Raw genomic sequence first — 23,223 nt, 5'->3', positions numbered from 1 at the left:
CGCGTGCGGCGGGCCCGGCCGGGGTTTCCGGCCGGCCGCCGCGCACACCGGCTATGCGTTGTACTCATCCGCCTTCCGCGGCTCCGCGGCCTGCACCTGGCCGCTGAGCACCAGCGAGCGGCTGTCGAAGCGCGCGGTGTCCACGCCGTTCTCCTTGAGCACGCTCAGGGCGGCGGAGTGCACCACGCGCAGCACCGGGGTCGCGGCGCGCAGCGCGTCGTCGGCCATGAAGCGGTGCCGCCAGGGCTTGTCGGCCCAGGCGTGCCGCAGGCCGAACGGCTCCGGCAGGGTCAGCTTCCCGCCCAGGAACTCCAGGAAGCCGGGGAACCAGGTCAGCGGGGCGCGGGCGGCGAGCCGTACCACCTCGCTCGCGTCGACCAGCGGCAGGTTCACGGACTTGGTCTCCCAGAACTTGACCGTCTTGGAGACGCTCTTGGTCTTCGGCGCCGGCTTGGAGGTGAACAGCGGGTTGACCGGGCCCAGGGCGTGGCCGGTCACCTCGACGCGCAGCGTCTCGTGCAGCACGGTGACCGTGATCAGCAGGGTTATCACCAGCTGGCCGTCCCACAGCACGAACTGCACGCCGAGGTAGTGCCGGCTGCCGCTGCCGAACTGCTGCTCGTTGCAGATCCGCTCTATCTCGTGGCCGCGGACCTGGAACGCCTCCACCTCCGTGCCCTCGGGGCGGGCGACCGAGGTGGCCTTCTCGCCGACCGGCACCACGATCCAGTGGCGTACGGAAGGGGGCTGCTTGAAGCCGCCGGTGTGCAGCGGGCTGCGCTCCAGCAGGCGCAGCCGGTCGTGGATGACGCGGATGACGTCGTAGCTGCGGAAGGGGTTGATCTCGCCGCCCTCCACGGCGGGCCGCAGCTCCTCGGCCATCTGCCAGCTGCCCCAGCGGGTGCCCATGCCGAGTATGCCGTTGGGGCCCGCGTAGAAGGCCACGTTGCTCTGCTGTTCGGCGCTGAGCTTGGCCAGGTTCTGACGCATCCGCTCGGCGGCGGTCTCGTTCGGGTCGCGGGGGACCGCCTCGGGGATCTTGGCGCCCACGCCGCCGCCTTCGAGCAGGCCCTTCCACGCCTCCCGCAGGTCCCGGGCGGTGCTCTCGCTGATCCGTTTCGCCCACCACCAGCCGATCACCGGGACCACCACCATGGCCCGCAGGTACACCGACCAGAAGCCGCTGAACGGCAGTTTGACCAGGAACAGCACGGCGAGCCCGGCCATGGCGATCATCAGCGCCACGCCGAGCGCCGAGGTCCCGGTGCCCTGCGCCCTGGCGAGCAGCTTCTTGAGCTGGAAGGCGCCCAGCCACAGCAGGACGCCGGGCAGGAAGAGCAGCCCGAAGACCACCATCAGAACGGTGAGCTTGACGTCGCGGATCTTGCGGATGCGGCTGGCCGCGAGGCAGTGCTCGACGACCGTCTGCGGCTCGGTGCCGAAGGACTGGATGAGCGCGCCGCGCCCGCCGCCGAGCATGCGCAGTTGCAGGGCGCGGGAGAACGCCTCGCCCAGATTCGGTTCGAACAGGGAGAGTTTGGGCGGTTTGATGCCCGACTTCGCGGTGACGGAGTCCGCCTTCGCGATGTCGGAGAGCGGATTGTCCCGGTACGCCGCCGAGGCCAGCGCCTGGGTGGCCGCGGTCTGCCCGGCGCCGCCGGACAGCGGGACCTGCGCCCCGGGACTGAAGTCGAAGCCGTCTGCTGCCACTGCCGCCCCCATCGCCCGCACGCATCCGCTGCTGCGGCCTTCTTCCCAACTACCGCCGGTCGCACACCTTCTGAGCTGCGATCACAGCCTACCGGCCGACGGTCGCCCGGTGCGTGCCGAGGGGCCGCCGGCCGGCCGTGGCTCACGCGCCGCCGTCCTCCTGCTCGCGGAGCCTGGCGGCGAGCTGCGGCGGCATCGGCTCGTGCCGCGCGTAGGACCGGTGGAAGCGTCCGGTGCCGTGCGAGAGGGAGCGCAGGTCCACCGCGTACCGGCTGATCTCGATCTCCGGCACCTCGGCCCGCACCAGGGTGCGGCCGTGGCCGGCCTGCTCGGTGCCCACCACCCGGCCGCGCCGCCCGGACAGATCGCTCATCGCCGCGCCGACGAACTCGTCCGGAACCAGTACGGTCACCTCGGCCACCGGCTCCAGCAGGTGGATACGGGCCTCGGAGGCGGCCTCGCGCAGCGCCAGGGCGCCGGCGGTCTGGAACGCGGCGTCTGAGGAGTCCACCGAGTGGGCCTTGCCGTCCAGCAGCGTCACCCGGACGTCGACCAGCGGGTACCCGGCCGCGACGCCGCGCGCCGCCTGGGCCCGTACGCCCTTCTCCACGGACGGGATGAACTGCCGGGGCACCGCGCCGCCCACGACCTTGTCCACGAACTCGATGCCGCTGCCACCGGGCAGCGGCTCCACCTCGATCTCGCAGATCGCGTACTGGCCGTGCCCGCCGGACTGCTTCACGTGCCGCCCGCGGCCCGCCGCTTTGCCGCCGAAGGTCTCCCGCAGCGAGACCTTGTACGGCACGGTGTCGACCTGCACGCCGTACCGGGACCGCAGCCGCTCCAGCGCCACGTCCACGTGCGCCTCGCCCAGGCACCACAGCACCACCTGGTGGGTGCCCTGGTTGTGCTCCAGGCGCATCGTCGGGTCCTCGGCGACCAGGCGGGACAGGCCCTGCGAGAGCTTGTCCTCGTCCGCCTTGCTGTGCGCCTGGATGGCGACCGGCAGCAGCGGGTCCGGCATGGACCACGGCTCCATCAGCAGCGGTGCGTCCTTGTCGGACAGGGTGTCGCCGGTCTCCGCGCGGGTCAGCTTCGCCACACAGGCCAGGTCGCCGGCGATCGCCTTGGACAGCGAGCGCTGGACCTTGCCGAACGGGGCCGACAGGGCGCCGATCCGTTCGTCCACGTCGTGATCCTCGTGGCCGCGGTCGGCCAGGCCGTGCCCGGAGACGTGCACCGTCTCGTCGGGGCGCAGGGTGCCGGAGAAGACCCGGACCAGCGAGAGCCGGCCGACGTAGGGGTCGGAGGAGGTCTTGACCACCTCGGCGACCAGCGGGCCCGCCGGGTCGCAGGTCAGCGGGGGCCGGGGCTTTCCGTCGGGGGTGGTGACGGCGGGGGCCTCGCGCTCGGCGGGGGTGGGGAAGCCGCGGGCGATCAGATCGAGCAGCTCGATGGTGCCCAGCCCCTGCTTGGCGCCCTCGGCGGCCGGCGCCGCGGCGAGCACCGGGTGGAAGGTGCCGCGCGCGACCGCCGTCTCCAGGTCCCCGATGAGCGTCTTGACGTCGATGTCCTCACCGGCGAGGTAGCGGTCCATGAGGGACTCGTCCTCGCTCTCGGCGATGATGCCCTCGATGAGCCGGTTGCGGGCCTCCTCGATCAGCGGCAGCTCGTCGGCCTCGGGCGCGCGCTCGACGCGCTCGCCGGAGGAGTAGTCGAAGACCCGCTGGGAGAGCAGGCCGATCAGGCCGTGCACGGGAGCGTGGCCGTCGGCGCCCGCCGTGCCGTACAGCGGCAGGTACAGGGGCAGCACGGCGTCGGGGTCGTCGCCGCCGAGCGCGCTGCCGCACAGCCGGGTCATCTGGTCGAAGTCCGCGCGGGCCGCTTCCAGGTGGGTGATGACCAGCGCGCGCGGCATGCCGACCGCGGCGCACTCGTCCCAGACCATGCGGGTCGCACCGTCCACGCCGTCCGCCGCCGAAACGACGAAGAGGGCCGCGTCCGCTGCCCGCAGACCGGCCCTCAGCTCTCCGACGAAGTCGGCGTACCCTGGTGTGTCCAATACGTTGATCTTGATGCCGCCGTAGTCGACGGGAACCAGGGACAGCTGCACCGAGCGCTGCTGCCGGTGCTCGATCTCGTCGTAGTCGGAGAGGCAGCCGCCGTCCTCGACCCGGCCCGCCCGGTTGACCGCGCCGGTCGCCAGCGCGAGCGCCTCCACCAGCGTCGTCTTCCCCGCACCACTGTGGCCGACCAGCACCACATTCCTCAGGGACGTGGGCTGGTCGGCCGATGTGGCCCTGCCGGCGGCTCCCGGATGTGTCCTCGTCTTCTCGCCCATGTGTCTCGCCTCCCGGTCGACACTTCGCGGTGGTTCGAGCTTTCCACCCTGGTCATGGCACGTCCATACATCGCACAAGGGACGATCAGGGATCTTGTGGGACGCGCCGTGCCGGGCGCCGCGGCGGCGTGCCGGCCGCCGCGGGGCCGTCCTGGCCGGTCACGGGTGGTGCCCCGGTCCGTGGTGCGTTCGCGGTACGCGGGGGCCGCCTGGCTACGATGGGCCAGCCGGTGGCCCCTTGACCGCGCGGCCCGTATCGACCTTTCGGGAAGGCCATGCTGAACACGTACGCGCGTGCTTTCTTCACGCGTGTCCTCACGCCATTCGCCGCCCTGCTCATCCGTCTCGGGGTCAGCCCGGACGCGGTCACCCTCGTCGGCACGGGGGGTGTGGTGGCGGGTGCCCTGGTCTTCTTCCCGCTCGGCGAGTTCTTCTGGGGCACGGTCGTCATCACGCTGTTCGTCTTCTCGGACCTGGTGGACGGCAACATGGCACGGCAGCTGGGCCGGTCCAGCCGCTGGGGGGCCTTCCTCGACTCCACCCTCGACCGGGTCGCCGACTCGGCGATCTTCGGCGGGCTGGCGCTCTGGTACGCGGGGGCCGGCGACAGCCTGTGGCTCTGCGCGGTGGCGATCTTCTGCCTGGCCAGCGGGCAGGTGGTCTCGTACACCAAGGCCCGGGGCGAGAGCATCGGACTGCCGGTGAACGTCAACGGGCTGGTGGAGCGGGCCGAGCGGCTCGTCATCACCCTGGTCGCCGCCGGTTTCGCCGGGCTGCACGCCTTCGGGGTGCCCGGTGTGCAGTACCTGCTGCCGGTCGCGCTGTGGGTGGTGGCCGTCGGCAGCGCGGTCACCCTCGCCCAGCGCGTGGTGACCGTACGCCGGGAGTCCGCCGAGGCCGACGCCATCGCACAAGGGGGGAACAGCGCGTGAAGCGCCCGACTCGTATGACCATCGACCGCGAGAAGCTGACCGACGGGGCGTACGCCCTGGGCTGGAGCGCCGTCAAGAGACTGCCCGAACCTGCCGCCAAGGCGCTCGGCCGGCGGATCGCCGACGCGGTGTGGAAGCGGCGCGGCAAGGGGGTCCTGCGCCTGGAATCCAACCTCGCGCGGGTGGTGCCGGACGCCATGCCGCAGCGGCTCGCCCAGCTGTCCCGGGCCGGGATGCGCTCCTACATGCGCTACTGGATGGAATCCTTCCGGCTGCCGGTGTGGAGCAAGGAACGGATCAGGCACGGATTCGCCCCGGCCGACGTGCACCACCTGGAAGAGGGGCTCAAGAGCGGCCGCGGGGTGATCCTCGCCCTGCCGCACATGGGCAACTACGACCTCGCCGGCGCCTGGGTCACCACCAAGCTGGGTGTGCCCTTCGCCACGGTCGCCGAACGCCTCAAGCCCGAGTCGCTCTACGACCGTTTCGTCGCCTACCGCGAGGGGCTGGGCATGGAGGTGCTGCCGCACACCGGCGGCGCCGCGTTCGGCACCCTGGCCCGGCGGCTGCGGGCCGGCGGCCTGGTCTGCCTGGTCGCCGACCGGGATCTGTCCTCCTCCGGCATCGAGGTGAAGTTCTTCGGCGAGGCCGCGAAGATGCCGGCCGGGCCCGCGATGCTCGCGGTGCAGACCGGGGCGATGCTGCTGCCGGTCACGCTGTGGTACGACGAGAGCCCCGTCATGCGCGGGCGGGTGCACCCGGAGATCGAGGTGCCGCAGACCGGTACCCGCGCCGAGAAGGCCGCCACGATGACGCAGGAACTGGCCGACGCCTTCGCCTCCGGCATCGCCGACCATCCGGAGGACTGGCACATGCTGCAACGACTGTGGCTCGGTGACCTGGAGGCGCGCTCGGAGGCGCCGGGGCCCGGTGCGGTGGGCTCGGAGGCGCCGGACAGGGGTGCTTCGGGTGCCGACGGGGCGCCCGCCGGCGCGCGGCGGACGGAGCGGTCTTGAGGATCGGGATCGTCTGTCCGTACTCCTGGGACGTCCCCGGCGGCGTCCAGTTCCACGTGCGGGACCTGGCCGAGCACCTGCTCCGGCTGGGCCACGAGGTGTCCGTACTCGCTCCGGCGGACGACGAGACACCGCTGCCGCCGTACGTGGTCTCCGCCGGACGCGCCGTACCCGTGCCGTACAACGGTTCGGTCGCCCGGCTCAACTTCGGCTTCCTGTCGGCCGCCCGGGTCCGCCGCTGGCTGCACGACGGCGCCTTCGACGTCATCCACATCCACGAACCCGGTACGCCGTCGGTCGGGCTGCTCGCCTGCTGGGCGGCGCAGGGCCCGATCGTGGCGACCTTCCACACCTCCAACCCGCGCTCCCGGGTCATGATCGCGGCGTACCCGATCCTGCAACCCGCGCTGGAGAAGATCAGCGCGCGGATCGCGGTGAGCGAGTACGCCCGGCGCACCCTGGTCGAACACCTCGGCGGGGACGCGGTGGTCATCCCCAACGGCGTCGATGTGGACTTCTTCGCCGAGGCCGCGCCCAAGGAGGAGTGGCAGGGCCGCACGATCGGCTTCATCGGGCGCATCGACGAACCGCGCAAGGGGCTGCCCGTCCTGATGCGCGCGCTGCCGGAGATCCTCGCCGCGGTCCCGGACGCCCGGCTGCTGGTCGCGGGCCGCGGCGACGAGGAGGAGGCGGTCGCCGGACTGCCCGCCGAACTGCGCTCGCGGGTGGAGTTCCTCGGCATGGTCAGCGACGAGGACAAGGCACGGCTGCTGCGCAGCGTGGACCTGTACGTCGCGCCCAACACCGGCGGCGAGTCGTTCGGCATCATCCTCGTCGAGGCGATGTCGGCCGGGGCCCCCGTGCTCGCCAGCGACCTCGACGCGTTCGCACAGGTCCTGGACCAGGGCGAGGCGGGCGAACTGTTCGCCAACGAGGACGCGGACGCGCTGGCCGAGGCGGCGGTGCGCCTCCTCGGTGATCCGGCGCGCCTGGCCGAACTGCGCGAACGCGGCAGCCGCCATGTGCGCCGGTTCGACTGGTCCACGGTCGGGGCGGACATCCTCGCGGTGTACGAGACGGTCACCGCCGGGGCGGCGATGGTCGCGACGGATGAGCGGACGGGGTTTCGGGCTCGGTGGGGGTTGGCTCGGGAGTAGGGGGGCTTGCCGCATGCCGCTGTCGCGGCGGGTGGGGGTGTGGGCCTTGTGCGTGCGCGGTGCGGTGCGGTGTCGCGTGGTTCGCATTCGGTTTCGTTGCGGTGCGGGGGCGTGCAGGGGGCCATCTCTCCCCCAGCCTTCGGCCGGGGGGACCCCCACGGCGCCGTTGAGCCCGCGCGGGGGTATTCGGCAACCTAGTCGCCCGGTCGTCCTGCGGGGATGGCCCCCTGCACGCCCCCTCCGGTCGTTGGGCGTGCTCGGCCCGGTGGGGGTGGAAAAGAACGGTGACCGGGGTGGGCGCCCACCCGGTGGCGAGGCTCGCGTACACGTATGCGCCGGCCGGGGCGTTACTCCGCGCGGCGCGGAGTAGGCGGCCTTGTGGTGTCAGTGCCCAGCCGCGACGGCGGGATAGTCGCCCGACGGCAGGGCTCGGGGACACTCCGGGGTCTCCCCGCAGGACGACCGGGCGACTAGATTGCGATTTCGTCCGCGCGGGCTCAACGGCGCCGTGGGGGTCCCCCGGCCGGAGGCTGGGGGAGAGAGACCCCGGAGGGGCCCCGAGCCCCCCCACCACCGGACCCCTCGCGCACGGCGCGCACCCCACGGGGCGTAAGGCGCCAGCGGCGCCTCCTCGCCGGACAGACCGCGCAGCACATCGCCCCCCACCCGGAGAGCCACCAACCCGCCCCCAGGGCGCCGCCCAGCCGGACGCCGACGTGGTACGTGGACGGCCGGCGCGCTAGGACCCCGTGTCCACCTCCGGCCTCCACCCACGGGTTGACCGCGGACGGCCGGTACTGTGACCCGGCGTGACCACTTTGATCTGGATCGCGGCTGCCCTTGTCGTCATCGGCGTCTATCTGAGCTGGACCGCGGGGCGGCTGGACCGTCTGCATGCCCGTATCGACGCGGCCCGCGCGGCGCTGGACGCGCAGTTGCTGCGCCGCGCCTCGGTGGCGCAGGAGCTGGGGACGTCGGGACTGCTCGATCCGGCCGCGTCCATCGTGCTGTACGAGGCGGCGCACGAGGCGCGGCAGGCGGCCGAGGAACAGCGGGAGGTCGCCGAGAGCGGGCTGAGCCAGGCGCTGCGCGCGGTCTTCGACGCCGAAGGGCAGCTGGAGGCCGTACGGGAAGCACCCGGCGGCGAGCAGACGGTCACCGAGCTGACGGCGGCGGTGCGCCGCGTACCGATGGCGCGGCGGTTCCACAACGACTCCGTACGGGCGGCCCGCGCCGTACGCCGCCACCGGGTGGTGCGCTGGTTCCGCCTCGCGGGTCACGCGCCGTTCCCGATGGCCTTCGAGATGGACGACGAGCCCCCGGCCGTCCTCGGGGACCGCGCGGCCGGCCACTGACCGGACCGGACCGCGGCAGGGCGCCGGGTGGCCCCGGACCCGTACGGCCACCGGGCCCCGAGCGGCCCCCACCCGCGCCCCTGACGAGCCACTGCCTTCCAATTGGCCCTTTTCAGTGGCCCGGCGCGAACGGTTGTGTGGGCGACGGAGTACAACCGCCCGCACTTAGTGAGGTCATACCGTGTCCACCACGCCCAACGCCACGTCTGCCGCCGCTCCCGCCGGCACCCCCGAGACCGGAACCGCCCGCGTCAAGCGCGGCATGGCCGAGCAGCTCAAGGGCGGCGTGATCATGGACGTCGTCACGCCGGAAGAGGCGAAGATCGCCGAGGACGCGGGCGCCGTCGCGGTCATGGCCCTGGAGCGGGTCCCCGCGGACATCCGCAAGGACGGCGGGGTGGCCCGGATGTCCGACCCGGACATGATCGACAGCATCATCGAGGCGGTCTCCATCCCCGTGATGGCCAAGTCCCGGATCGGCCACTTCGTCGAGGCCCAGGTGCTCCAGTCCCTCGGTGTCGACTACATCGACGAGTCCGAGGTCCTCACCCCGGCCGACGAGGTCAACCACTCCGACAAGTGGGCCTTCACCACGCCGTTCGTCTGCGGTGCCACCAACCTGGGCGAGGCCCTGCGCCGCATCGCCGAGGGCGCGGCGATGATCCGCTCCAAGGGCGAGGCCGGCACCGGCAACGTCGTCGAGGCGGTGCGCCACCTGCGCCAGATCAAGGGTGAGATCGCCAAGCTGCGCGGCTGTGACAACAACGAGCTGTACGCTGCCGCCAAGGAGCTGCGCGCCCCGTTCGAGCTGGTCAAGGAGGTCGCCGAGCTGGGCAAGCTGCCGGTGGTGCTGTTCTCCGCGGGCGGTGTGGCCACCCCGGCCGACGCCGCGCTGATGCGCCAGCTCGGTGCCGAGGGTGTCTTCGTCGGCTCCGGCATCTTCAAGTCCGGCGACCCGGCCAAGCGCGCCGCCGCCATCGTGAAGGCCACCACCTTCTACGACGACCCGAAGGTCGTCGCGGACGTCTCCCGCAACCTGGGCGAGGCCATGGTCGGCATCAACTGCGACACGCTCCCCGAGGCGGAGCGCTACGCGAACCGCGGCTGGTGAGCGGGCGGCGGAACGCGGGAACGGCGAGCGGGAGAGCGACGGACGCATGAGCAACCCCACCATCGGCGTGCTGGCCCTCCAGGGCGACGTGCGCGAGCATCTGACGGCGCTCGCCACCGCGGACGCCCTGGCCAGGCCGGTGCGCCGGCCCGAGGAGCTGGACGGTGTCGACGGCCTGGTCATACCGGGCGGCGAGTCCACGACCATGTCGAAGCTCGCGGTCGTCTTCGGCATGCTGGAGCCGCTGCGCGCGTTCGTACGCTCCGGCAAGCCGGTCTACGGCACCTGCGCCGGCATGATCATGCTGGCCGACAAGCTGCTGGACGGGCGCGCGGACCAGGAGACCCTGGGCGGCATCGACATGATCGTGCGCCGTAACGCCTTCGGGCGGCAGAACGAGTCCTTCGAGGCGGCCGTCGAGGTGGCCGGGATCGGGGGCGGGCCGGTGCAGGGCGTCTTCATCCGCGCGCCCTGGGTCGAGTCGACGGGCGCCGCCGTCGAGGTGCTGGCGACGTACGACGGGCACACGGTGGCGGTCCGGCAGGGTAACGTCCTCGCCACGTCCTTCCATCCGGAACTCACCGGCGACCACCGGGTGCACGCGTCCTTCGTGGACATGGTGCGCCGCGCCTGACGGTCCCCGGGCCCGCCGCCGTGTGTGCGGCGGGCCGATCCCGTCCCGGTAGGATCTGTGGCGTTCGTTTCTCAACCTGGTTACGCGAAGGAGACAGGCGGATGTCCGGCCACTCTAAATGGGCTACGACGAAGCACAAGAAGGCCGTGATCGACGCCAAGCGCGGCAAGCTCTTCGCGAAGCTGATCAAGAACATCGAGGTCGCGGCCCGCACCGGCGGCGCCGACCCCGATGGCAACCCGACCCTCTTCGACGCCATCCAGAAGGCGAAGAAGCAGTCGGTGCCGAACAAGAACATCGACAGCGCGGTCAAGCGCGGCGCGGGCCTGGAGGCCGGCGGCGCCGAGTACGAGACGATCATGTACGAGGGCTACGGCCCCAACGGTGTCGCGGTGCTCATCGAGTGCCTCACCGACAACCGCAACCGCGCCGCCTCGGACGTCCGCGTGGCCATGACCCGCAACGGCGGTTCGATGGCCGACCCGGGCTCGGTCTCGTACCTGTTCAACCGCAAGGGCGTGGTGATCGTCCCCAAGGGTGAGCTGACCGAGGACGACGTGCTGGGCGCGGTCCTGGACGCGGGCGCCGAGGAGGTCAACGACCTCGGCGAGTCCTTCGAGGTGCTCAGCGAGGCCACCGACCTGGTCGCGGTCCGCACCGCGCTCCAGAAGGAGGGCATCGACTACGACTCGGCCGACACCAACTTCGTGCCGACCATGCAGGTCGAGCTGGACGAAGAGGGCGCGCGCAAGATCTTCAAGCTGATCGACGCGCTGGAGGACAGCGACGACGTGCAGAACGTCTTCGCCAACTTCGACGTCTCGGACGAGGTCATGGCCAAGGTCGACGCCTGACGGGCGGTCGACTGCGCACGCGGCGGCGGGCCGGCGGGGACACACCCCGCCGGCCCGCCCTGCGTTGTCAGTGGCAGCCGATACTGTGCAGGTCAGGGGTAACGGCGAACAGTTGGTCCATGGGGAGAAGTGGGGGCGCGGCCCGATGAAGGTGCTGGGGGTGGACCCGGGGCTGACCCGCTGCGGTGTCGGCGTGGTCGACGGCGTCGCGGGCCGCCCGCTCACGATGGCGGCGGTCGGCGTCGTACGGACACCGGCCGACGCGGACATCGCGCGGCGCCTGGTCCTCATCGAGCGCGGCATCGAGGAGTGGCTCGACGAGCAGCGGCCCGACTGCGTCGCCGTCGAGCGCGTCTTCAGCCAGCACAACGTCCGTACGGTCATGGGCACCGCCCAGGCCAGCGCGGTCGCCATGCTGTGCGCCGCGCGCCGCGGGCTGCCCGTCGCACTGCACACCCCCAGTGAGGTCAAGGCCGCCGTGACCGGCTCGGGGCGGGCCGACAAGGCGCAGGTCGGCGCGATGGTCACCCGGCTGCTGCGGCTGGACGCCCCGCCCAAGCCGGCCGACGCCGCGGACGCGCTGGCGCTGGCCATCTGCCACATCTGGCGCGCCCCCGCCGTCAACCGCCTCCAGCAGGCCCACGCGGCCAACCGCCTCCAGCAGGCGCAGGCCGCCGCCCGGGCCCGCCCGGCGCCCGCCCCCACCCGACGCACTCCCGCACGCGCACTCGGACCGCGCTCCGAGGCACCCCAGAAGGGCACCCGATGATCGCCTTCGTCTCCGGCCCGGTCGCGGCCCTGGCACCGGACACCGCCGTCGTGGAGGTCGGCGGCGTCGGCATGGCCGTGCAGTGCACCCCGGGCACCCTGTCCGGGCTGCGCGTCGGCCAGCAGGCCAAGCTGGCCACCTCCCTGGTCGTCAGGGAGGACTCGCTCACCCTGTACGGCTTCGCCGACGAGGACGAGCGGCAGACGTTCGAACTCCTCCAGACCGCCAGCGGCGTCGGGCCGCGCCTGGCCCAGGCCATGCTCGCGGTGCACTCCCCGGACACGCTGCGGCGTGCCGTCGCCAACGGCGACGAGAAGACGCTCACGGCCGTGCCCGGCATCGGCAAGAAGGGCGCCCAGAAGCTGCTGCTGGAGCTGAAGGACCGGCTCGGCGCCCCCGTCGGCGCCGGCGCCGCGGGCGTCGGCAGCGCCGTGACGGCCGGGTGGAGCGACCAGCTGCACGCCGCGCTGATCGGCCTCGGGTACGCCACCCGCGAGGCCGACGAGGCGGTGGCCGCCGTCGCGCCGCAGGCCGAGGCGGCGGCTGCCGAGGGCGCGGCGCCGCAGGTGTCGCAGCTGCTCAAGGCCGCCCTCCAGTCGCTGAACCGGGCGCGGTGAGCGCCGTGCACCGTACGGCACCGGCCCCCGGCCCGGTCCGTCCGGGCCGCACGGCCCACGGCCGGGGCAGCGGCCACGACCGCAAGAAGCACGACGCGAAGCCGGCCGCCGCGGCCGGTACGACCACGTGAGGCAGGACGCAGTGAACTGGGACGAGCCCACCGAGACCGCGGCCGCCCCGCTCCAGGACGGTACGGCCGAGCGGCCCGACCGGCTGGTGGGGCCGGACGCGGACGGCGAGGACACCGCGGTCGAGGCCGCCCTGCGCCCCAAGGACCTTCAGGAGTTCGTGGGCCAGGAGCGGGTGCGCGAACAGCTCGACCTGGTCCTGCGCGCGGCCCGCGCCCGCGGCGCCACCGCCGACCACGTGCTGCTCTCCGGCGCCCCCGGCCTCGGCAAGACCACCCTCTCCATGATCATCGCCGCCGAGATGGGCGCCCCGATCCGCATCACCTCGGGCCCCGCCATCCAGCACGCCGGCGACCTGGCCGCGATCCTGTCCTCCCTCCAGGAGGGCGAGGTGCTCTTCCTCGACGAGATCCACCGGATGTCCCGGCCCGCCGAGGAAATGCTCTACATGGCCATGGAGGACTTCCGCGTCGACGTGATCGTCGGCAAGGGCCCGGGAGCCACCGCCATTCCCCTGGAGCTGCCGCCCTTCACCCTGGTCGGCGCCACCACCCGGGCCGGCCTGCTGCCCCCGCCGCTGCGCGACCGCTTCGGCTTCACCGGCCACATGGAGTTCTACGCCCCCGGCGAACTGGAACGTGTCATCCACCGCTCCGCCGGGCTGCTCGACGTCCACATAGAAGCGGACGGCGCCACGGAGATCGCCGGCCGCTCCCGCGGCACCCCGCGCATCGCCAACCGGCTGCTGCGCCGCGTACGCGACTACGCGCAGGTCAAGGCGGACGGCGTGATCACCAGGGAGACCGCGGCACAGGCCCTGGACGTCTACGAGGTCGACGGCCGCGGCCTGGACCGCCTGGACCGGGCGGTGCTCACCGCGCTCCTCAAGCTGTTCGGCGGCGGCCCGGTGGGCCTGTCCACCCTGGCGGTGGCGGTGGGGGAGGAGCGTGAGACGGTCGAGGAGGTCGCCGAACCGTTCCTGGTACGGGAGGGCCTGCTCGCCCGTACGCCCCGCGGCCGGATCGCCACCCCCGCCGCCTGGGCCCACCTGGGCCTGACGCCGCCCCATCAGCAGGCGGGCGGGGCCGGACAGCAAGGGCTCTTCGGGGCGTGACGGCGCGGGGACTCGCCGGGTCAGGAACCGCGGTGCCATGCTGGGCGTTGTTCCACTGGTGCGGACTCGCTTAGACTCCGCCGATGCCGACCGTATGGTCCGGCATTTCCACCCCCGTATATCAGACCGCCGAGTTGCGGTCGTGCGAAGGATTTCCGTCCCGTGAGTATCGTGACTCTCCTCCCCTTCATCGTCCTCATCGGGGCCATGTTCCTGATGACCCGGTCTGCCAAGAAGAAGCAGCAGCAGGCGCAGCAGATGCGCGAGGAAATGCAGCCCGGCACCGGCGTCCGGACGATTGGGGGCATGTACGCCACCGTCAAGGAGATCCACGACGACACCGTCCTCCTTGAGGTGGCCCCCGGCGTGCACGCCCTCTACGCCAAGAACGCGGTCGGCGCGGTCCTCGCGGACGAGGAGTACAACCGCATCCTCGACGGCGCCGAGGGCAAGACCGAGCCGGTCGTCCCGGACGACGCCTCCTCGCTGACCGAGGGCGCCGCGGACGAGCAGGCCGGTGCCGACAAGCCCGCGAACCTGGACAAGTCGCCGAAGACCGACCTCGCCAAGTCCGAGGCCGCCGCCGACGCGAAGGACGCCGGGAAGGCCGAGGGCGCGACCGGCGCCGAGGCCGCCGACGGCGCCAAGAGCGGCGCCCAGGCCGACAAGGCCGACAAGAAGGACGGCGGCGCCGACGCGAAGTAGCCTCGCCCCGACGGAACCGCGGAGCACCCTTCGAGCGGTGCACCGCGGTTCCGGGACGGTCTAGGCTCCGGCGGGGGCACGTCCCCACTACACTTCGTGGCCGCCCGGCACGGTACCGGGCCGGGCGGTTGGACAGGGAGATACGAGAAGGTGGCAGCACCGAAAAAGGGCCGCAGGTCTCCTGGGGGCCAGGGAAGGCCGGGGCGCACCCTGGTCCTCATTCTGATCGCCATGGTGGCGCTGGTCGGCGGCATGTTCGTCTCCGGGACCTCGACGCCCCGGCTGGGCATCGACCTCGCGGGCGGTACGAGCTTCACGCTGCAGGCCCGTAACCAGCCCGGCAAGCCCAACGCGATCAACGAGACCAACATGAACACCGCCGCGGGCATCATGGAGCGGCGGGTCAACGGTCTCGGTGTGTCCGAGGCCGAGGTCCAGACCCAGGGCACCAACCACATCGTCGTGAACATCCCCAAGGGGACGGACGCGAAACAGGCCCGCCAGCAGGTCGGTACCACCGCTCAGCTCGGCTTCCGTCCGGTGCTGACCACCACCGCCGGCACGAAGACACCGCCGGCCAGCCCGAGCCCCAGCCCCTCCGCGAGCAGCGGCAAGAAGGACGACGGCAAGAACGGCGACGACAAGAAGGACGGAAAGTCCTCCGCGTCGCCGTCCGCGAGCGCCACCACCCAGGGCCGCGCCGTGACCAGCGCCCTCAAGAAGGGCCCGTCCGACCCGCCGAGCGCCTCCGGCAGCAGCTCTCCCAAGCCGAGCGGCTCCGCCACGCCGCAGCCCTCCACCGGCGCCGACGAGATCCCGGCCGCACTGCAGAAGCAGCTCGCCGACCTGGACTGCTCCACCAAGCAGTCGCGGGCCGAGGCGGGCGAGAAGGCCGCCGGTACCAAGCCCACCGATCCGGTCGTGGCCTGCAAGGACGACGGTTCGCAGAAGTACGTGCTGGGCCCGGTCGCCGTCGAGGGCACCGACGTCAAGGACGCCTCCGCGGTCTTCGACAGCCAGCAGGGCCAGGGCTGGATCGTCCAGATGGACTTCACCGGCGCCGGCGGCAAGAAGTTCGCCGACATCACCGGCAAGCTGGCCGCCAAGACCCAGCCGCAGAACCAGTTCGCCATCGTGCTGGACGGCGCGGTCGTCTCCGACCCGCGGGTCAGCCAGCAGCTCAACGGCGGCAGCGCCACCATCTCCGGCGGCTTCACCCAGCAGAGCGCCGAGGACCTGGCGAACATGCTGTCCTACGGTGCCCTGCCGCTCTCCTTCAAGATCGCCGACGAGACCACGGTCACCGCGGCGCTGGGCGGCGAGCAGCTCCAGGCCGGCCTGATCGCGGGCGCCATCGGCCTCGCGCTGGTCATCGTCTACCTGGTCGCCTACTACCGGGGCCTGGCGCTGGTCGCGCTGGCGAGCCTCGGGGTCTCCGCGGTCCTGACGTACACGATCATGACGTTGCTGGGCCCGGCCATCGGCTTCGCGCTGAACCTGCCGGCCGTCTGCGGCGCCATCGTCGCCATCGGCATCACGGCCGACTCCTTCATCGTCTACTTCGAACGCATCCGGGACGAGATCCGCGAGGGCCGCACCCTGCGCCCGGCCGTCGAACGCGGCTGGCCGCGCGCGCGGCGCACGATCCTGGTCTCCGACTTCGTGTCGTTCCTGGCCGCGTTCGTGCTGTTCATCGTCACCGTCGGCAAGGTGAAGGGCTTCGCGTTCACGCTGGGCCTGACCACCCTCCTGGACGTCGTCGTGGTCTTCTTCTTCACCAAGCCCCTGATGACCTTGCTGGCCCGGCGGAAGTTCTTCGCCAACGGCCACCCGTGGTCCGGACTGGACCCCAAGCGCCTGGGCGCCAAGCCGCCGCTGCGCCGCCGTCGCACCACCGCCCCCACCGAGACGAAGGAGGCGTGAGATGTCGAAGCTCGGCAACATCGGCGCCCGGCTCTACCGCGGTGAGGTCGGTTACGACTTCATCGGCAAGCGGAAGATCTGGTACGGCATCTCGATCCTGATCACCATCACGGCCATCGTGGGCCTGGCGGTGCGCGGCCTGAACATGGGCATCGAGTTCTCCGGCGGCGCGGTCTTCACCACGCCGAAGACCAGCGTGTCCGCCTCCGAGGCGGAGCACCGGGCCGAGGCCGCGGCCGAGGGCCACCAGGCCGTGGTGCAGAAGCTCGGCAACGGCGGCCTGCGCATCCAGATCAGCGAGCTGGACACCCAGCAGTCGGTACCGGTGCAGGAAGCCCTGGCCAAGGACCTGAACGTCCCGGTCAAGGACATCAACACCCAGCTCGTCGGCCCCAGCTGGGGTGAGGAGATCGCCAACAAGGCGTGGATGGGCCTCGGGATCTTCATGATCCTGGTGGTGATCTACCTGGCCATCGCCTTCGAGTGGCGGATGGCGCTGGCGGCCCTGATCGCGCTGATCCACGACCTGACGATCACCGTCGGTGTGTACGCGCTGGTCGGCTTCGAGGTCACCCCGGGCACCGTCATCGGTCTGCTGACGATCCTCGGTTACTCGCTCTACGACACCGTCGTGGTCTTCGACAGCCTGAAGGAGGCGTCGAAGGACATCGGGAAGCAGTCCCGCTTCACCTACAGCGAACTGGCCAACCGCAGCATCAACTCGACCCTGGTGCGGTCCATCAACACCACGGTCGTGGCGCTGCTGCCGGTCGCCGGACTGCTCTTCGTCGGCGGCGGTGTGCTCGGCGCCGGGATGCTCAACGACATCTCGCTGGCGCTGTTCGTCGGCCTGGCGGCCGGTGCGTACTCCTCGATCTTCATCGCGACCCCGCTGGTCGCCGACCTCAAGGAGCGCGACCCGGCGATGAAGGCGCTGGCCAAGCGGGTGCGCGCGAAGCGTGCCGCGGCCGCCGCCAAGGCCGACGCGCCGGAGCAGGGCGAGGGCGCCGCGGCGGACGCCGCGGACGAGGACGCGCCGCAGGACGAGGACGGCGACGCCGCCGCGGCCGGCAGCGGCATGGTGGGCCAGCGCAACCAGCCCTCGTCCCGCAACCGCGGTCGCGGCCGGCCCTCGGGCAAGCGCCGATGAGCGCCCCCGACGGCCTGCGGGAGCTGCTGCTCAGCCGGATCGCGGACGTGCCGGACTACCCGAAGCCCGGCGTGGTGTTCAAGGACATCACGCCGCTGCTGGCGGACCCGGCCGCCTTCGGCGCGCTGACCGACGCGTTCGCCGGGCTGTGCGAGCGGTACGGGGCCGACAAGGTCGTGGGCCTGGAAGCGCGCGGGTTCATCCTCGCCGCTCCGGTGGCCGTACGGGCCGGCATCGGCTTCGTTCCCGTACGCAAGGCGGGCAAGCTGCCCGGGGCGACGCTCCACCAGGCGTACGATCTGGAGTACGGCACGGCCGAGATCGAGATACACGCCGACGCCCTCGCCCCGGGAGACCGGGTGCTGGTGATCGACGACGTGCTGGCCACCGGCGGGACGGCCGAGGCGTCGCTCCAGCTCATCCGCCGGGCCGGGGCCGAGGTCGCGGGCGTCGCGGTCCTGCTGGAGCTGGGCTTCCTGGCCGGCCGGCAGCGGCTGGAGCCGGGCCTGAAGGGCGCTCCGATGGAGGCGCTGATCACGGTCTGAGCGTCCGCGGCCGGACCGTACGGCAGAAACGGTACGGTCGCCGTCCGACCGGAAATTCCGCAAAAAGCGAGTAAAAGGGCATCCGGAACAAAGCCGGATGCCCTTTTGCTGTCATGTACGGACCCGGTGGCCGCGGAAGAGCCGGGGCGCCGAGGTCGATACCATGGCAGCCCGACCCGTTCGTGGTCTTGTGGTCCGGACCCCCTTGAGGAGTGCTCTTGCCAGACGAGGCCCAGCCGCTTTCTCCCGGACTCCGCCCGGGGGCGTCGCAGTCCGCCCGCCCGGACCGGCCCGGCCCCGCGGACGCGGCTGCCTCGGGAGCGCAGAAGAAGAGCGACGGCACCGGTGTGCCCAAGACCCAGCCGCCCGCCGTCCGGCCGGCCGCGTCGCCCGTACCGGCCGCCAAGCCCACCCCGCCCGTCTACACCGGCCGCACCGGTTCCTCGAACCGCGTACGGGCCCGCCTGGCCCGCCTCGGCGTGCAGCGGCAGAGCCCGTACAACCCGGTTCTGGAACCGCTGCTGCGGATCGTGCGCAGCAACGACCCGAAGATCGAGGCCGCCACCCTGCGGCAGGTCGAGCGCGCCTACCAGGTCGCCGAGCGCTGGCACCGCGGCCAGAAGCGCAAGAGCGGCGACCCGTACATCACCCACCCCCTCGCGGTCACCACGATCCTCGCCGAGCTGGGCATGGACCCGGCGACGCTGATGGCGGGCCTGCTGCACGACACGGTCGAGGACACCGAGTACGGCCTGGACACCCTGCGCCGCGACTTCGGCGACCAGGTCGCGCTGCTCGTGGACGGCGTGACCAAGCTGGACAAGGTCAAGTTCGGCGAGGCGGCACAGGCCGAGACGGTGCGCAAGATGGTCGTGGCGATGGCCAAGGACCCGCGCGTCCTGGTCATCAAGCTCGCCGACCGGCTGCACAACATGCGCACGATGCGCTACCTCAAGCGGGAGAAGCAGGAGAAGAAGGCCCGCGAGACGCTGGAGATCTACGCTCCGCTGGCGCACCGCCTGGGCATGAACACCATCAAGTGGGAGCTGGAGGACCTCGCCTTCGCGATCCTCTACCCCAAGATGTACGACGAGATCGTGCGGCTCGTCGCCGAGCGCGCCCCCAAGCGGGACGAGTACCTGGCCATAGTGACCGACGAGGTCCAGGCCGACCTGCGCGCCGCACGCATCAAGGCCACCGTCACCGGCCGGCCGAAGCACTACTACAGCGTCTACCAGAAGATGATCGTGCGGGGCCGCGATTTCGCCGAGATCTACGACCTGGTGGGCATCCGCGTCCTCGTCGACACCGTCCGCGACTGCTACGCGGCGCTCGGCACCGTCCACGCCCGGTGGAACCCGGTCCCGGGGCGGTTCAAGGACTACATCGCGATGCCCAAGTTCAACATGTACCAGTCGCTGCACACGACCGTGATCGGTCCCAGCGGCAAGCCCGTCGAGCTCCAGATCCGTACGTTCGACATGCACCGGCGCGCGGAGTACGGCATCGCCGCGCACTGGAAGTACAAGCAGGAAGCCGTGGCCGGCGCCTCCAAGGTGCGCACCGACGTGCCGCGGAGCAAGGCCGACGGCCAGGACACCGTCAACGACATGGCCTGGCTGCGCCAGCTGCTGGACTGGCAGAAGGAGACCGAGGACCCGGGCGAGTTCTTGGAGTCGCTGCGCTTCGACCTGTCCCGCAACGAGGTCTTCGTCTTCACGCCGAAGGGTGACGTGATAGCGCTGCCCGCCGGTGCCACTCCCGTGGACTTCGCCTACGCGGTGCACACCGAGGTCGGGCACCGGACCATAGGCGCCCGCGTCAACGGCCGGCTCGTACCGCTCGAATCGACCCTCGACAACGGCGACCTCGTGGAGGTCTTCACCTCCAAGGCGCCCGGCGCCGGCCCCTCCCGGGACTGGCTGGGCTTCGTGAAGTCGCCGCGCGCCCGCAACAAGATCCGCGCCTGGTTCTCCAAGGAGCGCCGCGACGAGGCCATCGAGCAGGGCAAGGACGCCATCGCCCGGGCGATGCGCAAACAGAACCTGCCGATCCAGCGCATCCTCACCGGGGACTCGCTGGTCACCCTCGCCCATGAGATGCGCTACCCGGACATCTCGTCCCTGTACGCCGCCATCGGCGAGGGCCACGTCACGGCGCAGAGCGTCGTGCAGAAGCTGGTCCAGGCGCTCGGCGGGCAGGACGAGGCGACCGAGGACATCGCCGAGTCCACCCCGATCCGGCCGCGCTCCAAGCGGCGCTCCAGCGCCGACCCGGGCGTGGTCGTCAAGGGCGTCGAGGACGTGTGGGTGAAGCTGGCGCGCTGTTGTACGCCGGTGCCCGGCGACCCGATCATCGGGTTCGTCACCCGCGGCAACGGCGTCTCGGTGCACCGCGCCGACTGCGTCAACGTCGACTCGCTGTCCAAGCAGCCGGAGCGCATCCTCGATGTCGAGTGGGCGCCCACCCAGTCCTCGGTCTTCCTGGTCGCCATCCAGGTCGAGGCGCTGGACCGGTCCCGGCTGCTGTCGGACGTCACCCGCATCCTCTCGGACCAGCACGTCAACATCCTGTCCGCGGCCGTCCAGACGTCCCGCGACCGGGTGGCCACCTCCCGCTTCACCTTCGAGATGGGCGACCCCAAGCACCTGGGGCACGTCCTGAAGGCCGTACGGAGCGTGGAGGGCGTGTACGACGTATACCGGGTGACCTCGGCACGCAGGCCGTAGCGACCACGTACGAGGGCCCCGGTACGGCAATCCGTACCGGGGCCCTCGCGTACGACTCTCAGCCGCCGAACTCCTCAAGGCCCTTGAGCGCCTGGTCCAGCAGCGCCTGCCGGCCCTCCAGCTCGCGCCCGAGCTTGTCCGCCTTGGCGTCGTTGCCCGCCGCGCGCGCCGCGTCGATCTGCTTCTGCAGCTTGTCGACCGCGTCCTGGAGCTGCCCGGTCAGGCCCGCCGCCCGCGCCCGCGCCTCCGGGTTCGTCCGCCGCCACTCGGCTTCCTCGGACTCCTGGATGGCGCGCTCGACCGCGTGCATCCGGCCCTCGATCTTCGGGCGGGCGTCCCGCGGCACGTGCCCGATGGCCTCCCACCGCTCGTTGATCGAACGGAACGCGGCCCGCGCCGCCTTCAGGTCCGAGACGGGGAGCAGCTTCTCGGCCTCGGCGACCAGCTCCTCCTTGCGCGTCAGGTTCTCCCGCTGCTCGGCGTCGCGCTCCGCGAACACCTCGCTGCGCGCCTGGAAGAAGATGTCCTGGGCGCCGCGGAAGCGGTTCCACAGGTCGTCCTCGTGCTCGCGCTGGGCGCGGCCGGCCGCCTTCCAGTCCGCCATCAGCTCCCGGTAGCGGGCCGCGGTCGGCCCCCAGTCCGTCGAGCCGGACAGCGCCTCGGCCTCGGCGACCAGCCGCTCCTTGGTCTTGCGGGCCTCCTCGCGCTGGGCGTCCAGCGAGGCGAAGTGCGCCTTGCGCCGCTTGGAGAACGCCGAGCGGGCGTGCGAGAAGCGGTGCCACAGCTCGTCGTCGGTCTTGCGGTCCAGGCGCGGCAGGCCCTTCCAGGTGTCCACCAGGGCCCGCAGCCGCTCACCGGCCGCCCGCCACTGCTCGCTGGCCGCCAGTTCCTCGGCCTCGGCGACCAGCTTCTCCTTGGCCTGCCGGGCCTCGTCGCTCTGCCGCGCCTTCTGGGCCTTGCGCTCCTCGCGGCGCGCCTCGACATCGGTGACGAGCTGGTCCAGCCGCTTGCGCAGCGCGTCCAGGTCGCCCACCGCGTGGTGCTCGTCGACCTGCTGCCGCAGATGGTCGATGGCGGCCATTGCGTCCTTGGCGGACAGGTCGGTGGTCCGGACCCGTCGTTCGAGGAGGCCGATCTCGACGACCAGGCCCTCATACTTGCGCTCGAAGTAGGCGAGGGCCTCTTCGGGGGATCCCGCCTGCCACGATCCGACGACCTTCTCGCCGTCGGCGGTACGCACGTACACGGTCCCCGTCTCGTCGACGCGGCCCCATGGGTCGCTGCTCACAGCGCCTCCTCCACATGATGCCGACGAGAGCGCGTCGCCCCCCGGCATCGTCCACAGTTTCTGTCCGGCGGGGCAGCGCCCCGGCCGGTCCGACGGGTGTCTTGCGGGTGCGGGTGGCAGCCGTCGGAGCAGGCACCCTACACAACGCCAATCTAGGCGACCGGCGGGCCGGCTGTCCGCATCCAGCGCGACCGAAATTTCGCGGTTCGCACACCGCGACGGCGGCTCCGGCGCGCCCGGGGGCGCGCCGGCTCAGGATTTCGTGACCGTCGCCCGGTTGATCACCACCGTCGCGTTCGGCGCGGTGTTGCCCGTCGACGGATCGGGCGTCGAACCCGCCCCGGCGATCTTCTTCAGGACGTCCATGCCCTCGGTGACGGTGCCGAACGGCGTGTAGTTCGGGGGCAGCTTGCTGTCCTGGTAGACGAGGAAGAACTGGCTGCCGCCACTGTTGCGGGTCTTGTCGCTCTTGCCGTCGTAGCGGTTGGCCATCGCGACCGTGCCCGCCGGGTAGACGTCGCCCTTGAGCCGGGGGTCCTTCAGGTTCTCGTCCGGGATCGTGTAGCCGGGCGTGCCCGCGCCGGTGCCGGTCGGGTCGCCGCACTGGAGGACGTAGATGCCCTGGTCGACGAGCCGGTGGCACTTGCTGTGGTCGAAGAACTTCTCGCCCGCCAGGAAGCTGAACGAGTTGACGGTGTGCGGCGCCTTCGCGGCGTCCAGCTTGATCCCGATGTCGCCGCAGGTCGTCTCCAGCTTCATCGCGTACGACGCGGAGGTGTCCACGGTCATCGCCGGCTCCTTCTTCCAGCGCTCCTTGGACGGCGCGCCCGGGGCCGGCTTGCCGCACGGGTCGGCGGGCTTGCTCGGGCTCGGCGCCGCGGCGTCCGTCGTGGTGCCGTCGCCGCCGCTCGCCAGCCCGACCGAGGCGTACGCGGCCGCGCCCGCGGCCAGCGCGACCGCCACGGCCGACGCGACGATCACGTTGCGGCGCTTGGCCTTGCGCCGGGCCGCTTCCCGCCGCTGCTGCTGGCGCTCGTACTTCTCGCGGGCGAGCTGCCGCCGCCGTTGATCGCTGCTGACCACCGGTCGTCTCCTAGGTGTGCGCTGAGGTCTGCCGTGGGCCGTACCGTATACGGGTTCGCCC

At 71.8% G+C, this 23,223-nt stretch carries 20 protein-coding genes; 16 read left to right on the top strand and 4 right to left on the bottom strand.

The window, feature by feature from the left end:
* Positions 1-51: 51 nt before the first annotated feature.
* Positions 52-1,722, bottom strand: coding sequence for a hypothetical protein (locus tag ACH4FX_RS27490; RefSeq protein ID WP_398483317.1), 1,671 nt, complete (start codon positions 1,720-1,722; stop codon positions 52-54).
* 130 nt (positions 1,723-1,852) lie between these two features.
* Positions 1,853-4,051, bottom strand: coding sequence for an elongation factor G-like protein EF-G2 (locus ACH4FX_RS27485; protein ID WP_398483315.1), 2,199 nt, complete (start codon positions 4,049-4,051; stop codon positions 1,853-1,855).
* A 275-nt stretch (positions 4,052-4,326) separates the two neighbouring features.
* Between ACH4FX_RS27485 and pgsA the strand changes: the two genes are divergently transcribed.
* The 16 genes from pgsA to ACH4FX_RS27405 all read left to right on the top strand — a co-directional run bounded on the left by pgsA (position 4,327) and on the right by ACH4FX_RS27405 (position 20,791).
* The gene (pgsA, locus tag ACH4FX_RS27480; protein WP_398483313.1) at positions 4,327-4,983 is read left to right on the top strand and encodes a phosphatidylinositol phosphate synthase; all 657 of its coding nucleotides are present in this window, start codon (positions 4,327-4,329) and stop codon (positions 4,981-4,983) included.
* Between the two features lie 14 nt (positions 4,984-4,997).
* Positions 4,998-5,999 carry a phosphatidylinositol mannoside acyltransferase gene (locus ACH4FX_RS27475; protein WP_398483473.1) on the top strand — a complete coding sequence of 334 codons (1,002 nt, stop codon included), beginning with the start codon at positions 4,998-5,000 and terminating at the stop codon, positions 5,997-5,999.
* On the top strand, positions 5,996-7,156 hold the full coding sequence (locus ACH4FX_RS27470) for a glycosyltransferase family 4 protein (RefSeq protein WP_398483311.1): 1,161 nt from the start codon (positions 5,996-5,998) through the stop codon (positions 7,154-7,156). Before ACH4FX_RS27475 ends, ACH4FX_RS27470 begins: the two co-directional genes overlap by 4 nt.
* Positions 7,157-7,965: 809 nt before the next feature.
* The gene (locus ACH4FX_RS27465; RefSeq protein WP_398483309.1) at positions 7,966-8,511 is read left to right on the top strand and encodes a hypothetical protein; all 546 of its coding nucleotides are present in this window, start codon (positions 7,966-7,968) and stop codon (positions 8,509-8,511) included.
* Between the two features lie 181 nt (positions 8,512-8,692).
* Positions 8,693-9,622 (top strand): pyridoxal 5'-phosphate synthase lyase subunit PdxS, encoded by a 930-nt coding sequence (pdxS, locus tag ACH4FX_RS27460; RefSeq protein WP_398483307.1) that lies wholly within the window; start codon positions 8,693-8,695, stop codon positions 9,620-9,622.
* A 46-nt stretch (positions 9,623-9,668) separates the two neighbouring features.
* Complete coding sequence (pdxT, locus tag ACH4FX_RS27455; RefSeq protein ID WP_398483306.1) at positions 9,669-10,256, top strand: pyridoxal 5'-phosphate synthase glutaminase subunit PdxT; 588 nt, start codon at positions 9,669-9,671, stop codon at positions 10,254-10,256.
* 101 nt (positions 10,257-10,357) lie between these two features.
* The gene (locus ACH4FX_RS27450) at positions 10,358-11,110 is read left to right on the top strand and encodes a YebC/PmpR family DNA-binding transcriptional regulator (RefSeq protein ID WP_398483304.1); all 753 of its coding nucleotides are present in this window, start codon (positions 10,358-10,360) and stop codon (positions 11,108-11,110) included.
* 145 nt (positions 11,111-11,255) lie between these two features.
* Positions 11,256-11,879: a crossover junction endodeoxyribonuclease RuvC gene (gene ruvC, locus ACH4FX_RS27445; protein ID WP_398483302.1), complete on the top strand. Its 624-nt coding sequence runs from the start codon at positions 11,256-11,258 to the stop codon at positions 11,877-11,879.
* Entirely contained in the window at positions 11,876-12,496 is a 621-nt protein-coding gene (gene ruvA / locus ACH4FX_RS27440) for a Holliday junction branch migration protein RuvA (RefSeq protein WP_398483300.1), read from the top strand. Before ruvC ends, ruvA begins: the two co-directional genes overlap by 4 nt.
* Positions 12,493-12,627 carry a hypothetical protein gene (locus ACH4FX_RS27435; RefSeq protein WP_398483298.1) on the top strand — a complete coding sequence of 45 codons (135 nt, stop codon included), beginning with the start codon at positions 12,493-12,495 and terminating at the stop codon, positions 12,625-12,627. The genes ruvA and ACH4FX_RS27435 overlap by 4 nt, the downstream gene beginning before the upstream one ends.
* Positions 12,628-12,638: 11 nt before the next feature.
* Positions 12,639-13,739 carry a Holliday junction branch migration DNA helicase RuvB gene (ruvB, locus tag ACH4FX_RS27430; RefSeq protein WP_398483472.1) on the top strand — a complete coding sequence of 367 codons (1,101 nt, stop codon included), beginning with the start codon at positions 12,639-12,641 and terminating at the stop codon, positions 13,737-13,739.
* A gap of 162 nt (positions 13,740-13,901) precedes the next feature.
* Complete coding sequence (gene yajC, locus ACH4FX_RS27425; protein ID WP_398483297.1) at positions 13,902-14,444, top strand: preprotein translocase subunit YajC; 543 nt, start codon at positions 13,902-13,904, stop codon at positions 14,442-14,444.
* Between the two features lie 150 nt (positions 14,445-14,594).
* Complete coding sequence (gene secD / locus ACH4FX_RS27420; protein ID WP_398483295.1) at positions 14,595-16,367, top strand: protein translocase subunit SecD; 1,773 nt, start codon at positions 14,595-14,597, stop codon at positions 16,365-16,367.
* A 1-nt stretch (position 16,368) separates the two neighbouring features.
* Positions 16,369-17,517 (top strand): protein translocase subunit SecF, encoded by a 1,149-nt coding sequence (gene secF, locus ACH4FX_RS27415; RefSeq protein WP_398483293.1) that lies wholly within the window; start codon positions 16,369-16,371, stop codon positions 17,515-17,517.
* Positions 17,514-18,062 (top strand): adenine phosphoribosyltransferase, encoded by a 549-nt coding sequence (locus ACH4FX_RS27410; protein ID WP_398483291.1) that lies wholly within the window; start codon positions 17,514-17,516, stop codon positions 18,060-18,062. Before secF ends, ACH4FX_RS27410 begins: the two co-directional genes overlap by 4 nt.
* A 218-nt stretch (positions 18,063-18,280) precedes the next feature.
* Positions 18,281-20,791 carry a RelA/SpoT family protein gene (locus tag ACH4FX_RS27405; protein ID WP_398483289.1) on the top strand — a complete coding sequence of 837 codons (2,511 nt, stop codon included), beginning with the start codon at positions 18,281-18,283 and terminating at the stop codon, positions 20,789-20,791.
* A gap of 58 nt (positions 20,792-20,849) precedes the next feature.
* Here ACH4FX_RS27405 and ACH4FX_RS27400 read toward each other — a convergent pair whose 3' ends face one another.
* Together ACH4FX_RS27400 and ACH4FX_RS27395 are read right to left on the bottom strand one after the other, a co-directional pair.
* The gene (locus ACH4FX_RS27400) at positions 20,850-22,079 is read right to left on the bottom strand and encodes a DUF349 domain-containing protein (RefSeq protein WP_398483287.1); all 1,230 of its coding nucleotides are present in this window, start codon (positions 22,077-22,079) and stop codon (positions 20,850-20,852) included.
* 252 nt (positions 22,080-22,331) lie between these two features.
* Positions 22,332-23,162: a peptidylprolyl isomerase gene (locus tag ACH4FX_RS27395; protein WP_398483285.1), complete on the bottom strand. Its 831-nt coding sequence runs from the start codon at positions 23,160-23,162 to the stop codon at positions 22,332-22,334.
* Positions 23,163-23,223: the final 61 nt, after the last annotated feature.

The organism is Streptomyces sp. NPDC018019 (assembly GCF_044327805.1).
GTDB lineage: Bacteria > Actinomycetota > Actinomycetes > Streptomycetales > Streptomycetaceae > Streptomyces.
This window is presented reverse-complemented; position numbering and strand designations above follow the sequence as displayed.